We start from the raw sequence: 13502 nt of genomic DNA, 5'->3' as shown, positions 1-13502 counted from the left end.
GCAAGGCGGCCCGCTGCTTTTGGGCCGGCGCGGCGCCGGCCTGCTCCATCGAAACGGGTCATCCATGCGTCTGCACATCCTCGGCATCTGCGGCACCTTCATGGGCGGCGTCGCCGCGCTTGCACGCGAGCTCGGCCTGGACGTCGAAGGCTCGGACGCCAACGTCTACCCGCCGATGAGCCACCAGTTGGAGGCGCTCGGCATCCGCCTGATGGAAGGCTATGCGGCCGGCCACCTGCAGCCGGCGCCGGGGCGCGAGGGAATCGACCTGGTGGTGGTCGGCAACGCCATGACGCGGGGCAACCCGTCGGTGGAGTACATGCTCGACGCGCAACTGCGCTATGTCTCCGGCCCGCAATGGCTGGGCGAGACGGTGCTGGCCGGGCGCGAGGTGCTGGCGGTGGCCGGCACCCACGGCAAGACCACCACCACCAGCCTGCTCGCGCACCTGCTCGAAAGCGCGGGCATGGCGCCGGGCTTCCTGGTCGGCGGCGTGCCGGGCAACTTCGGCGTCTCGGCGCGGCTGGGCGGCACGTTGGCACACGCGGGCCCCGAACCCTCATCCGGCGCTCCGCGCCACCTTCTCCCGGGGGGAGAAGGGAGGGCGGCGGCGCCGTTCGTCATCGAGGCGGACGAATACGACACCGCGTTCTTCGACAAGCGCTCGAAGTTCGTGCACTACCGGCCGCGCATCGCCATCCTCAACAATCTCGAATACGACCACGCGGACATCTTCCCCGACGTCGCCGCGATCCAGCGCCAGTTCCACCACCTGGTGCGCACCGTGCCGGGCAATGGCCGGCTGGTCGTCAACGCGCACGACGAGCGCCTCGCCGAGGTGCTGGCGATGGGCTGCTGGACGCCGGTGGAAACCTTCGGCATCGGCCGCGGCGACTGGCAGGCCGAGCTGGTCGAGGCCGACGGCAGCGTGTTCAGGGTGACGCGCAAGGGCGAACCGGTGGGCGAGATCCGCTGGCCGCTGCTCGGCCGCCACAGCGTGATGAACGCGCTGGCCGCGCTGGCCGCCGCCGCCGCCGCGGGCGCCGATCCGCGTGCGCTGCTGCCGGCCTTCGCCGCGTTCGAGAGCGTGAAGCGGCGCATGGAAGTGGTGGGCGAGGCGGACGGCGTGCGCGTGTACGACGACTTCGCCCATCACCCCACCGCCATCGCCACCACCCTGGCCGGGCTGCGCGCGAAGGTGGGCAAGGCGCGCATCCTGGTGGCGCTGGAGCCGCGCTCCAACTCGATGCGCCAGGGCGCGCACGCCGACGCGCTGGCGCCTTCGCTGGCCGACGCGGATGCAGTGGTGTTCCTGCACCGCCCGGAACTGCCGTGGGACGCGCACCGGGTCACCGGCGCCCTGGACGGCCGCGGCCGCACCGCGCCCACGGTCGATGCGCTGCTCGCCGCGCTGCGCGCCGAAGCGCGCCCGGGCGACCACGTGGTGTTCATGTCCAACGGCGGCTTCGAGAACGCGCCGCGGCGCTTCGTCGAACGGCTGGGCGGACGCTGAGGTTCACTCCAGCGGTGCGTCGAAGCACGGCGTGCGGCGCTGGTATTCGCGTTGTGCGCCCAGCCACACCGCGATGCCGAAACCCAGCGTGACCAGCGCGAGCGCAGCGCCGCCGATGGCGTAGCCCAGCACCCCGAGCAGCCAGTAGCCGCCCCAGTAGGTAGCCATCGCGCCCAGCGTCACCGCGATGTCGACCACTGCCCGGCCCAGGCGGCCTTCCGGCCCGATCAGGTGCACCGCCAGCGCCACCAGGCTGGCGCCGGTGCCCACCAGCAGCGCGTCCAGCAGCATGCGCCACGGCGCGGCGGCGTGGGTGAACACGATCCCCAGCGCGGTGTAGGCCACCGTGGTCAGCACGGTGATCGGCACCAGCACCAGCAGTGCGTCGGTCAGCGTCTTCTGGTAGTCGGCGCGGGTGGCCGGCGCCAGGGTGAGGTAGAGGTCGGCGAGGTTGGGCCGCATGCGGCGCATGCCCTGGCCCAGCCGCGGGAAGCGCGTCAGGCCCAGCAGGATCGCGTAGGCGCCCACGGCCGCCGCGTTGAAGTGCTGCCGGTGCATCGCCACGACCACGTAGAACGACACCAGCACCGCCACCAGCACCAGGCGTAGCGCGATGGCCTGCGGGTTGTCGTGCGGCAGCAGCAGCCGGCGCACCAGCACCATGCGCCGCTGCGCGGAAGGGCGTGCGCGCCAGCGTGCCAGCGCCTGCGCCATGGCGTACTGCGCGGTGGCGTCGAACACCTTCAGGATGCGCTTGCCCACCGCGCCGCGGCGCGCCGGTGCGCCGTCGGCGCCGCGCAGGCGCGAACGGCCGAGCTGGGTGTTCTCCAGCGGCGAGCTGTCGATCTCGCGGTCCTCGACGTGCAGCAGGTTGCGCAGCGCCAGCCGCAACAACAGGACGGCCAGCAGCAGCGCCAGCGGCACCGCCCAGGGCGAGGCGGCCAGCGCACGGGCGACCTGCACCGCCAGGCCGGGTTTCCAGCCGGCCAGCACGAACAGCGCCCACACCAGCAGGTTGAGGTAGCGCTCGCTGCCCGAGGCCAGCCCGAACGCGCCCAGCAGCAACAGCAGCGCACCGGCCAGCAGGGCATGCGGCACGCCCAGCAGCAGGCCGAGCGCGGTGGGTAGCAGCACCCATTGCAGCAGGTGCAGCAGCCCGATCCCGGCGAGCCGTCGGCGGAAGCCGGGCAGCAGCAGGCTGTCGGGCTGGCACACGCCGCGCAGGTCCATGCCCAGCAGCATCGACCACAGCCAGATGCCTGCGCCGATCAGCATCGCCGCCATCCACGCCGCAGCCTCGCCCGTCCACGGCACGCTGCCCAGCGCCACCGCGCCGGCCAGCCAGATCGATTGCAGCAGCGCGGCGGCCAGCGGCGCATGCCGCAGGGGCAGCAGCCACAACTGCCAGATCGCCCTCATGCCAGTTCCACGAACAGGTCTTCCAGGGTGGGCTGCTCGATGCGCAGGGCGGCGCCTTCGCGTTCCGCCAGCGCCTGCAGGCTGTCCGGCTGCGGGTCTTCCACCAGCAGTTGCGCCTCGGGGCCCTTCAGCGTGGCCTTGAGCAGGCCGGCCACGGCGGGCGCCTGGGTCCAGCCCTGCGCGCGGGCGAGCACGACGCGCTTCATGCGCTCGCGCAGTTCGCCGAGCGGGCGGGTGAACACGATCGCGCCGTCGCGCAGCAGGGCGATGTCGGCGTCGGCGCGCTCCAGGTCGGCGGTGATGTGGGTGGAGAAGATCACCGTCTTGCCCGGCGCGCGCATCAGTTCCAGCAGCTCGGCCATGAAGGCGCGGCGCGCCTGCGGGTCGAGGCTGGCGACCGGCTCGTCCAGCACCAGCAGGTCGGGTTCGGGCGCGATCGCACGCACGATCGCCAGCTTCTGCCGCTGGCCCTGCGACAGCTCGCCGATCTTCTGCTTCGGGTCGAGCTGCCAGTCGGCGAGCAGGCGCGCGGCGAGCGCGTGGTTCCAGCGCGCGTAGAACGCGGCGGTGAAATCGAGATAGGCGCGCACCTTCATCCACGGGAACAGGTCGAAGGTCTGCGGTACGAAGCCGATGCGGTGCAGGCGTTCGCCACCGGGCTCGGCCATCGCTTCGCCGAACAGCTCCACCGTACCGGCATCGATCGGCGACAGCCCGAGCAGGCAGCGCAGCAGGGTGGTCTTGCCGGCGCCGTTGCGGCCGAGCAGGCCGATCACGCGTCCGGCCGGCACGTCCCAGTCGATGCCGCGCAGCACCTCGCGCTTCCTGAAGGACTTGTGCAGGCCGCGCACGCACAGCACCGGCCGCCGCGCCTGCGCGGCGGGTTCCGGCGCGGCGGCCACGGGCGGTGCCATCGCGGTGCTCGACATGCGCAGACTTCCCCTTTCCGGTCGTGCGCCGCAATGTGGCCGCTGCGGCGCGGATCGTCCAGTGACGACTGTCACCGATCATCCGGCGACGTCGCCCCGGCGATGCCCGCTGCGGCGCCCGCTGGCTACACTGCGCGCATGGCCGCCGCGAAAGACCCGTCGATCGACCTGCCACTGTTCCCGCTGGACACCGTGCTGTTTCCGGGCGGAAGGTTGCAACTGCGCATCTTCGAGCCGCGCTACCTGGACATGGTGCGCGAATGCGCGCGCCGCGGCAGCGGTTTCGGGGTCTGCCTGATCCTGCGCGGGCGCGAGAGCGGCGCGCCGGCGGTGCCGACCGCGATCGGCACGGTGGCGCGGATCGCCGATTTCCACAGCCGCGGGGACGGTCTGCTCGGCATCGTCGCCGAAGGCGGCGAACGCTTCCGGGTCGCCCGCTGCCGCGCCCGCGCCGACGGCCTGCTGCGCGGCGAGGCGGTGCTGTGGCCGGACGAGCCGCACCAGCCGGTGCCGGTGGAGTTCGCGCTGTTGCAGGGCATCCTGGAGCGGCTGATCGAGACGATGGCGCCGCATTGGCGCGATGCGCCGCGCAGTGCCTACGACGATGCCGGCTGGCTCGGCTTCCGGCTGGCCGAACTGCTGCCGCTGGCGACCGACGAGCAGCAATTGCTGCTGGAGCTGACCGACCCGCTGCGGCGGCTGGCCGAGCTGCGCGATATCCTGCCCCGCTTCCAGAAGGGCTGACGCCCTGCATTCCTCCATCCCGACGGGACACACCATGACCAGCCTGGCCGGCAAGACCCTGTTCATCACCGGCGCCTCGCGCGGCATCGGCCTGGCGATCGCGCTGCGCGCCGCCCGCGACGGCGCCAACGTCGTGATCGCCGCCAAGAGCGGCGTGGCCAATCCGAAGCTGCCCGGCACCATCCATACGGCGGCCGCGGCGGTCGAGGCCGCCGGCGGCAGGGCGCTGGCGCTGAAGCTCGACATCCGCGAGGCGGACCAGGTCGAGGCCGCGGCGGCACAGGCGGCCGAGCACTTCGGCGGCATCGACATCGTGGTCAACAACGCCAGCGCGATCTGGCTGGCCGGCACCGCCGACACGCCGGTGAAGCGCTTCGACCTGATGCACCAGGTGAACACCCGCGGCACCTTCCTGGTCACCCAGGCCTGCCTGCCCTATCTGAAGCAGGCCGCCAACCCGCACGTGCTGATGCTGGCGCCGCCGCCGAACCTCGATCCGAAGTGGTTCGCCCCGCATACCGCCTACACCATCGCCAAGTACGGCATGAGCCTGTGCGTGCTGGGCATGAGCGCGGAGTTTGCGCCGCTGGGCATCGCGGTCAACGCGCTGTGGCCGCGCACGGTGATCGCCACCGCGGCGATCGCGATGATCGACGGGGTGAAGGCGGAGCATTGCCGCACGCCGCAGATCGTCGCGGACGCGGCGCATGCCATCCTGGTGCGGCCGGCGCGCGGGTACAGCGGCCATTTCGCGATCGACGAAGAGGTGCTGCGCGCCGCCGGCGTGGAGGACTTCGGCGCCTATGCCGTGCAGCCGGGCGCCGCCCTGCTGCCGGACCTGTTCCTCGACTGAACGCATGCCCTCGGCCACATGGCCGAGCCGCTCGGGCGTCCGCTGTAGGACAAGGCGCCGCGCACGCGGTTGCGCCGGCGCAACCGGGCTTTCGCACGGCTCCCGCAAACGGCGTGAAACGTATAATCTGCGATGCGTATCACATTTCTCATTCGGAGCAATGGGGAAGTGCCGGCCGCCCTCTGGGCGGCCGATCGACACGGTTCCGGGGGGCGGGAGTGGCGATATGGGAACGACTGAATCCACGGCCAGGCGTTGCGTCATCTGGTTCGGGCAGCCCAGCGGGACGGAGCAGGGGAGTCTTGCGCGGTCGGGCTGGCCGGTGCGCGTCGCCGATGCGGGAGGGCTGCGCGGCAGGGTCGGGCTGCGCCCGGGCGATGCGGTGGTGGCGCTGGCCGACCTCAGGCAGGGCGACGGCCGCGCGATCGAAGCGATGGAGCGGGCGATCGTCGAGCATCCGGGCCTGCCCTGGATCGCCCTGATCTCGGCGGAAACCCCGGCCCACGAGCCGCTGGCCGCGCGCATCCTGCACGACTGCCTGGATTTCTTCACCAGCCCGATCGACATGCCGCGGCTGCTGGAGGCGCTGGCCCGGCTCAGCGAAGGCTGGCCGGCGCCGTCGGCGGCGATCGAGCCGGACATGCCGGGCATGGTCGGCCGCAGCCCGCCCATGCTGGCGATGTACGCGAGCCTGCGCAAATACGCGCCGGCCGAGCTGCCGGTGCTGATCACCGGCGAGACCGGCACCGGCAAGGAGATCGCGGCAAGCACCCTGCATCGGCTTTCGGCGCGCGCGGCGCGGCCGTTCGTGGCGATCAACTGCGGCGCGCTGCCCTCCAACCTGGTGCAGTCGGAGCTGTTCGGCCACGAGCGGGGCTCCTTCACCGGCGCCAATGTGCGCCGGATCGGCCACCTCGAAAGCGCCGACGGCGGCACCGTCTTCCTCGACGAGATCGGCGACCTGCCGCTGGACGCGCAGACCAGCCTGCTGCGCTTCCTGCAGGAGGGCACGATCGAGCGGGTCGGCAGCAGCCGGCCGATCCGCGCCGACGTTCGCGTGCTGGCGGCCACCCACGTGGACCTGGAGAAGGCGGTGGCGGCGCGGCGTTTCCGCGAGGATCTCTACTACCGCCTGAACGTGCTGCGGCTGCCGATGCCTCCCCTGCGCGAGCGCGACGGCGACGTGGTGCTGCTGGCGCAGTATTTCCTCGACACCTTCCAAGGCCGCCACGGCGGCGGTCCGCGCACCTTCAGCAGCGCGGCGCGCCGCGCGATGCGCCAGTTCGCCTGGCCGGGCAACGTGCGCGAACTGCTCAACCGGGTGCAGCGCGCGGCGGTGGTCGCCGAGGGGGCGATGATCGAGGCGGGCGATCTCGACCTGCCGCACGGCGGCAGCGAGAACGGCCGCGCCGACGAGGAGCCGGCCGGGCTGGGCCAGGCGCGGACCATGGCCGAGCGCGACGCGATCATCGCCTGCCTGCGCGAGAGCCGCTTCAACATCAGCGAATGCGCGCGCCGGCTGCGCATCTCGCGGGTGACCGTGTACCGGCTGTGCAAGAAGCACCGGCTGGCGCTGGACGACCTGCGCTGACGCCGGGCGGAATGCGTTTCCCGAAGCCGGCGCTCCATCCAAGGGAGTCCCCCGGCCCGCAGGGGACGGGCCGGGGGATCCGCTGGTGCCCGGCACAGGGAAGCCGGGTTACCGCCCACGCCGCCGCCGGATGGGGTTGCTCCGGTCGGCTTCTCCGTTGAACCGAGCAACGGCCGTGCCAGGCCGCCCGGCGCCGTGCCGGCGGGGCTTGCGCGGCCGGCCGGCGTCCGCGGGCGGGACGGCACTGTTGCATGTCCTGTACACCTGCCGACCGTCGCCGATGGTCGTATCGCCAAGGCTGGCGCGGCTGCCCGGCGCCGTGGCCGGGTGTCACGGAAGCGATACGCTGTCCGCATTACAGCCCGCGCCGGCATGGACGCCGGCTCCGTGCAAATGCCGGGGGCAGGTTCTACGATGTGCGCGATCCGCCCGGCACCGGCCGCGGCGGCTTCCCTTCGACGAACCTGACGGTGCCGCGCGCAGGCGGCACCTGGAGCAAGACATGCACGAATCCGCGCCGGCCGCCCCATCGCTGACCGACCTGGGCAAACGCTACTGGCTGCCGGTGTACAAGCCGCGTGATCTGGTGCTCGACCATGGGCGCGGGGCCCGGGTGTGGGACACCGCCGGCCGCGAGTACATCGATTTCGGCGCCGGCATCGCCGTGAACGCGCTCGGCCACCAGGATCCCGACCTGCTCTCCGCGCTCACCGCGCAGGCGCAGAAGCTGTGGCACAGCAGCAACGTGTTCTATACCGAGCCGCCGCTGCGGCTGGCCGAGGAACTGGTGCGCGCCGCGCCGTTCGCCGAACGGGTGTTCCTGTGCAACTCCGGCGCGGAGGCCAACGAGGCGGCGATCAAGCTGGTGCGCAAATGGGCGGCCTCGAAGGGGCGCCCGCCGGAGCAGCGCACGATCGTCACCTTCAGGGGCTCGTTCCACGGCCGCACGCTGGCCACGGTCACCGCCACCGCGCAGCCGAAGTACCAGCAGGGCTACGAGCCGCTGCCGGCGGGCTTCCGCTATCTCGATTTCAACGACGTCGCCGCGCTGGAAGCGGCATTCGCCGAAGGCGGCATCGCCGCCGTGATGCTGGAGCCGGTGCAGGGCGAGGGCGGCGTGCTGCCGGCCGCGCCCGGGTTCCTCCAGCGCGTGCGCGAACTGTGCGACCGGCATGAGGCCCTGCTGGTGCTCGACGAGATCCAGTGCGGCATGGGCCGCACCGGCAGCCTGTTCGCGCACGCGCACGACCATGTCGTGCCCGACATCGTGACCCTGGCCAAGGCGCTCGGCTGCGGCTTCCCGATCGGCGCGATGCTGGTCGGCCCGCAGGTGGCCGAGGTGATGCAGTTCGGCGCCCACGGCACCACCTTCGGCGGCAACCCGATGGCGGCGACGGTGGCGCGGGTGGCGCTTGCCAAGCTCGCCTCGCCGGGCGTGCTGATGAACGTGGAGCGGCAGGCGAACGACCTGCGCGCCGGATTGGCGCGGATCGACCGCGAGCTGGGCCTGTTCGCCGAGGTGCGCGGCCGTGGCCTGATGATCGGCGCGGTGCTGGCCGATGCGTACAAGGGCCGGGCCGGCGAGATCCTCGACCATGCCGCCGCCCACGGCCTGCTGCTGTTGCAGGCCGGGCCCGACGTGCTGCGCTTCGTGCCGCCGTTGACCATCGACGACGACGAGGTGGCGGAAGGCCTCGCGCGCCTGCACGCCGCCCTCGCGGCCTTCGCCGCGGCGTGACCGCGGCCTGCCCGTTCTGCGCGATCGCCGCTGGCGCCGCGCGGGCCAGCCTGGTGCTGGACGAAGGCGGCGTGCTGGCCTTCATGGACCTGCGCCAGGCCGTGCCCGGGCACGTGCTGGTGGTGCCGCGCCGGCACGTGCCGGACATCTACGCGCTGGCCCCGGGCGAGGCGGCCGGCGTGATGCAGGCCGCGGTGCGGGTGGCGCGGGCGCTGCGCGCCGAGCTCGATCCGCCCGGTTTGAACCTGTGGCAGTCCAACGGCGAGGCCGGCGGCCAGGAAGTGTTCCACTTCCACCTGCACGTGCAGCCGCGCCAGCCGGGCGACGGCCTGATGAAGGTCTATCCCGGCCCGCCGCCGCACGGCGGGGCTGCGCAGCTCGATGCGCTGGCGCAGGCATTGCGGGCGCGGCTGGAGCCTTCGTCGCACTAGCCGTTCGCGCGGCCCTGCCGCGGCAGCCGCTACCATGGGCGGCCGTCGAACCCGATCGAAGGTGATTCCATGAAGTATCTGCACAGCATGGTGCGCGTCCGCGACCTGGACGCCTCGCTGCGCTTCTATTGCGAAGGACTGGGCCTGCGCGAGGTGCGCCGCACCGAAGTGCCCGAAGGCAGGTACACCCTGGTGTTCCTGGCGGCGCCGGAAAGCCCCGAGGCGGAAATCGAGCTGACCTGGAACTGGGGCTCGCAGGAGGATTACGGCTCGGCGCGCAACTTCGGCCACCTGGCGTTCCGCGTCGAGGACATCTATGCGACTTGCGCGCGGCTGCAGTCGATGGGCTACACCATCCATCGTCCGCCGCGCGACGGCCACATGGCCTTCGTGCGCTCCCCGGACCTGATCTCGGTGGAGCTGCTGCAGGACGGCCGCCTGCCGCCGCAGGAGCCGTGGGCCTCGATGCCCAATACCGGTAGCTGGTAATCCGCCGTCCGCGGGTGCCGGCAGCGGCTCAGGACAGGCCGAACCCCGCCAGTGCCTGCCGCAGGCCGGCCGCGTCGGTGAAGCGATGCGCGTGCAGCCCCGCCGCGCGGGCGCCTTCCACGTTCGCCGGGTTGTCGTCGACGAACAGCGTCGCCTGCGGCAGCGCATCCAGCGCCTGCAGGCAGCGCAGATAGGCTTGCTCCGCCGGCTTGGCGGCGCCGAACTGCGCCGCGCAGAAGGCGCGTCCGGCGAACAGCGGAAACAGTTCCGGGACGATCGCCGGCAACTGCTGCGCCATCAGCCAGCCGTTGTTGGTGAGCAGGCCAGGCGCGGCGCGGTCCGCAAGTGAGGCGGCCAGCGCCAGCACCTCGCTGCGCGCGCGGGTCGCTGCGCGCCGGGCGGCGGTCCAGTCGGCGGCGACGACCACGGTGTCCAGCTCGCGGCCCAGCGCGTCGAGATAGGCCTGCGCATCCAGCACGCCGGCATCGGCGTCCTCCTCGATGCCTGAGGCGTAGATCGCCGCGCGCACCGCGGCGGACGTGCGGCCGGTCAGGCGCGCCAGCGTCCCCACGCGCACGTCACGGTCGTAGTCGACCAGTACGCCGTCCAGGTCGAACAGCACGCAGCGGATCGCGGGATTCACGCGTGCCGCTTCGCCTCGCGCAGCGCGCCGCGGGCCGCCTCGAAGGTCGCCGCCAGGTCCTCGTCGCTGTGCGCGCTGGACAGGAAGCCGGCCTCGAACGCCGACGGCGCCAGGTACACGCCGCGCTCCAGCATGCCGTGGAAGAAGCGGTTGAACAGGGCGCTGTCGGCCGCGGTGGCCTGCGCATAGCTCGTCACCTGCCCGCCGGCGAAGAACAGGCCGAACATGCCGCCCACGCGGTTGGTGCTGAAGGGCACGCCTTCGCCGTCGGCCACCGCCTGCAGGCCGTCGCACAGCAGCCGCGTGCGCGCGGCGAGCCGGTCGTGGAAGCCCGGCGCCTGGATCAGTTCGAGCATCGCCAGGCCCGCTGCCATCGCGATCGGATTGCCGCTCAGCGTGCCGGCCTGGTAGATCGGGCCGGCGGGGGCGATCTGCTCCATCAGGTCGCGGCGTCCGCCGTACGCGCCCACCGGCATGCCGCCGCCGATGATCTTGCCGAAGGTGGTGAGGTCCGGCGTGATGCCGTAGTACGCCTGCGCGCCGCCCAGCGCGACGCGGAAGCCGGTCATCACCTCGTCGAAGATCAGCAGCGCACCGTGCTGCGTGCACAGCGCGCGCAGGCCCTGCAGATAGCCGTCCGCCGGCGGGATGCAGTTCATGTTGCCGGCGACCGGCTCGATGATGAGGCCGGCGATGTCCGCGCCGTGCTCGGCGAACAGGGCGTTCGCGGCCTCCAGGTCGTTGTACGGCAGGGTGAGGGTGAGGTCGGCGTTCGCCTTCGGCACGCCCGGCGACGTCGGCACGCCGAAGGTCAGCGCGCCGGAGCCGGCCTTCACCAGGAAGCTGTCGCCGTGGCCGTGGTAGCAGCCCTCGAACTTCACGATCTTGCTGCGGCCGGTGGCGCCGCGGGCCAGCCGGATCGCCGACATCGTTGCCTCGGTGCCGGAGTTGACCATGCGCACCATCTCGATCGACGGGATCAGGCGCGTGATGGTCTCGGCCATGGTCACTTCGGCAGGGCAGGGCGTGCCGAACGACAGCCCGCCCGCCACCGCGCGCTCCACCGCTTCGCGCACCGCGGGATGGTTGTGGCCGACGATCATCGGGCCCCACGAGCCGACGTAGTCGATGTAGCGCTTGCCTTCCACGTCCCACAGGTAGGCGCCGTCGGCGCGCGCGGTGAAGAACGGCTCGCCGCCCACCGACTTGAATGCGCGCACCGGCGAATTCACGCCGCCGGGGATCACTTGCCGGGCGCGCTGGAAGAGTTCGTGGTTGGTCATGGGCGGGATTCTCGGTGGCTGGAATAGAGGTCGGCGAAGGATCGGGCGGCGCGGCGTACGTCGGCCGCGCCGAAGACCGCCGAGATCACGGCGAGGTAGTCCGCGCCGGCGTCGATCAGGGAACCGCCATTGTCCGGCGTGATGCCGCCGATCGCCACCCGCGGCACGCCCAGCGCGGCGCTCTGCCGCAGCAGCTCGGGCGAGGCGTGCGGCGCCATCGGCTTGGTCGGCGAGGCGAAGAAGGCGCCGAAGGCGACGTAGCTGGCGCCCTGGGCGGCAGCGGCACGCGCACGGTCCAGCGAGTTGTAGCAGGACGCGCCGACGATGGCCCGCTCGCCCAGCACCGCGCGGGCCGCGGCGATGTCGCCGTCGCGCTCGCCCAGGTGCACGCCGTCGGCCTGGACGGCCGCGGCCAGCGCGACGTCGTCGTTGACGATCAGCGGCACGCCGTGCGCGGCGCAAAGCCGCTTGAGCGCCGCCGCCTCGGCCCGGCGGCGCGGCGCATCGTCGGTCTTGTCGCGGTACTGCAGCAGGCGCGCGCCGCCGGCGAGCGCCTGCGCCACGGCGTCGAGCAGGTCGGCGCGCGGGCCGTCGGTGATGGCGTAGAGGCCGTGGGGATGCAATGGAATCATGGGGATCGCCGGTTGGATTTGGGGGACGGGAAGCTTTCGCAATGGCGGGCGAGTTGCGAGAATGCGGCATTCACCAGACGGCAAGCGACGCACCGATGAATCAGAGCACCACCGAAACCACCCTGCGCAAATGGATGTGCGTCGTATGCGGCTTCATCTACGACGAGGCCCTGGGCCTGCCCGACGAGGGCATCGCCGCGGGCACCCGCTGGGAGGACGTGCCTGATACCTGGACCTGCCCGGACTGCGGCGCGACCAAGGACGATTTCGAGATGATCGAGATCGACTGATCCGGCACTCCGCTCTGCCCGCAAACGGCCCGATCCGGTCATCGCCCGGGCCGGGCCGTTTGCTTTGATGGACCTGCGTCCAGCGGGACGCGGTCATCGAGGAGTCGAATCATGCAGCAGTTCATCCCGTTCGAGGACGACTGGGATGCCCTGGAGCGGCTGTCCGTCGAAGCACTCATGCCGTACCGCGCCGGCTTGCCCTGCCGGCACGACCTGGCCGGTTCGCCGGTTCAGCGCACCGGGCCGATCTCGCCCTTCACCTCGAGCACGTCGCCGGGTTGCGCGCCGATGCGCGCCACCGTCCCCGCGGGAAGCTCCAGGACGTAGCGCGCAGGCGCATTGCTAGGATAGGTCGCGCAGGGATCGGCCTTGCAAGGCGGCACGTCCAGTTGCATCGAGACCAGCGCGCGCCGGTCGTCGAAATAGAGCATGTCCAGCGGTATCAGCGTGTTCTTCATCCAGAACGCCTGCTGGTCGGTATAAGGAAACACGAACAGCATGCCGCGGTCGGCCGCCAGTTCGGTGCGGAACATCAGTCCCTGCGCGCGGCTGGCGTCATCGGTGGCCAGCTCGATCGAGAACGTGTGTCCATGCAGGCGCACCGTCGGCGACGCTTGCGTCGCCGATGCCGTGGCGCAGGCGGCCAGCGCGGACAGCAGGAATGAAGGCACGAGCCATCGCTTCATGGAATCTCATCCGTCGGGTGGGATGCCTCGAAGTGTAGCGGCGCCGCCCCGTACGCCGTTGCAGGACACCATCGCGAGAAAAAGCGTTCTTCCCCCCTTCACAGCGGGACGGGTCGGCGCTATGATTCGCACCCCTTCGACGAGGCGTCCTCTCGCGAAGGTTTCTTCCTCACCTCCTCGCCGCAAAATTTCTTCGCAGCAGGTGTTGACGGACCGAAAGATGGATGTAGAATGGGCGGCTCACCCGGGACGAAAGGTCTT

General features: G+C 71.7%; 14 protein-coding genes. 8 read left to right on the top strand and 6 right to left on the bottom strand.

The features are described 5' to 3' along the window. Positions 1-64: 64 nt before the first annotated feature. Entirely contained in the window at positions 65-1513 is a 1449-nt protein-coding gene (gene mpl / locus ASG87_RS06600) for a UDP-N-acetylmuramate:L-alanyl-gamma-D-glutamyl-meso-diaminopimelate ligase (RefSeq protein ID WP_056002667.1), read from the top strand. A gap of 3 nt (positions 1514-1516) precedes the next feature. Here the strand turns inward: mpl and ASG87_RS06595 are convergent, their stop codons facing one another. After that, the gene (locus ASG87_RS06595; RefSeq protein WP_056002664.1) at positions 1517-2932 is read right to left on the bottom strand and encodes a hypothetical protein; all 1416 of its coding nucleotides are present in this window, start codon (positions 2930-2932) and stop codon (positions 1517-1519) included. After that, positions 2929-3861, bottom strand: coding sequence for an ABC transporter ATP-binding protein (locus tag ASG87_RS06590; RefSeq protein ID WP_056002661.1), 933 nt, complete (start codon positions 3859-3861; stop codon positions 2929-2931). Before ASG87_RS06590 ends, ASG87_RS06595 begins: the two co-directional genes overlap by 4 nt. 138 nt (positions 3862-3999) lie before the next feature. Between ASG87_RS06590 and ASG87_RS06585 the strand changes: the two genes are divergently transcribed. The 6 genes from ASG87_RS06585 (at position 4000) to ASG87_RS06560 (ending at position 9707) form a co-directional block, all read left to right on the top strand. Further along, on the top strand, positions 4000-4605 hold the full coding sequence (locus ASG87_RS06585) for an LON peptidase substrate-binding domain-containing protein (RefSeq protein WP_056002659.1): 606 nt from the start codon (positions 4000-4002) through the stop codon (positions 4603-4605). A gap of 34 nt (positions 4606-4639) precedes the next feature. Then, a complete protein-coding gene (locus ASG87_RS06580; RefSeq protein WP_056002656.1) occupies positions 4640-5458 on the top strand; it encodes an NAD(P)-dependent oxidoreductase in 819 nt (272 codons plus the stop codon). Between the two features lie 226 nt (positions 5459-5684). Then, positions 5685-7049, top strand: a complete 1365-nt coding sequence (locus tag ASG87_RS06575) for a sigma-54 dependent transcriptional regulator (protein ID WP_056002653.1) — start codon at positions 5685-5687, stop codon at positions 7047-7049. Positions 7050-7551: 502 nt separating this feature from the next. Further along, on the top strand, positions 7552-8787 hold the full coding sequence (locus ASG87_RS06570) for an acetylornithine/succinylornithine family transaminase (RefSeq protein ID WP_056002651.1): 1236 nt from the start codon (positions 7552-7554) through the stop codon (positions 8785-8787). Further along, complete coding sequence (locus ASG87_RS06565; protein WP_056002649.1) at positions 8784-9218, top strand: HIT domain-containing protein; 435 nt, start codon at positions 8784-8786, stop codon at positions 9216-9218. The genes ASG87_RS06570 and ASG87_RS06565 overlap by 4 nt, the downstream gene beginning before the upstream one ends. Before the next feature lie 69 nt (positions 9219-9287). Then, a complete protein-coding gene (locus tag ASG87_RS06560; RefSeq protein WP_056002648.1) occupies positions 9288-9707 on the top strand; it encodes a VOC family protein in 420 nt (139 codons plus the stop codon). Positions 9708-9735: 28 nt separating this feature from the next. Here ASG87_RS06560 and ASG87_RS06555 read toward each other — a convergent pair whose 3' ends face one another. Genes ASG87_RS06555 through thiE form a run of 3 tightly spaced genes read right to left on the bottom strand, consistent with a single transcriptional unit; the run spans position 9736 to position 12265 of the window. Further along, complete coding sequence (locus tag ASG87_RS06555) at positions 9736-10350, bottom strand: HAD family phosphatase (RefSeq protein ID WP_082582798.1); 615 nt, start codon at positions 10348-10350, stop codon at positions 9736-9738. Beyond that, positions 10347-11633, bottom strand: coding sequence for a glutamate-1-semialdehyde 2,1-aminomutase (gene hemL / locus ASG87_RS06550; RefSeq protein WP_056002645.1), 1287 nt, complete (start codon positions 11631-11633; stop codon positions 10347-10349). The genes ASG87_RS06555 and hemL overlap by 4 nt, the downstream gene beginning before the upstream one ends. After that, a complete protein-coding gene (gene thiE / locus ASG87_RS06545; protein WP_056002642.1) occupies positions 11630-12265 on the bottom strand; it encodes a thiamine phosphate synthase in 636 nt (211 codons plus the stop codon). Before thiE ends, hemL begins: the two co-directional genes overlap by 4 nt. A gap of 95 nt (positions 12266-12360) precedes the next feature. On the opposite strand from thiE, the gene ASG87_RS06540 reads away from it, so the two are divergent. Beyond that, a complete protein-coding gene (locus tag ASG87_RS06540; protein ID WP_056002639.1) occupies positions 12361-12555 on the top strand; it encodes a rubredoxin in 195 nt (64 codons plus the stop codon). Positions 12556-12785: 230 nt separating this feature from the next. On the opposite strand, the gene ASG87_RS06535 is transcribed toward ASG87_RS06540, so the two are convergent. Beyond that, positions 12786-13241: a DUF192 domain-containing protein gene (locus ASG87_RS06535; protein ID WP_056002636.1), complete on the bottom strand. Its 456-nt coding sequence runs from the start codon at positions 13239-13241 to the stop codon at positions 12786-12788. Positions 13242-13502 lie beyond the last annotated feature (261 nt).

The organism is Frateuria sp. Soil773, assembly GCF_001428405.1.
Taxonomy (GTDB): domain Bacteria; phylum Pseudomonadota; class Gammaproteobacteria; order Xanthomonadales; family Rhodanobacteraceae; genus LMSL01.
Note: the sequence above shows the minus strand (reverse complement) of the source record. Positions and strands in the feature narration are given on the sequence as shown.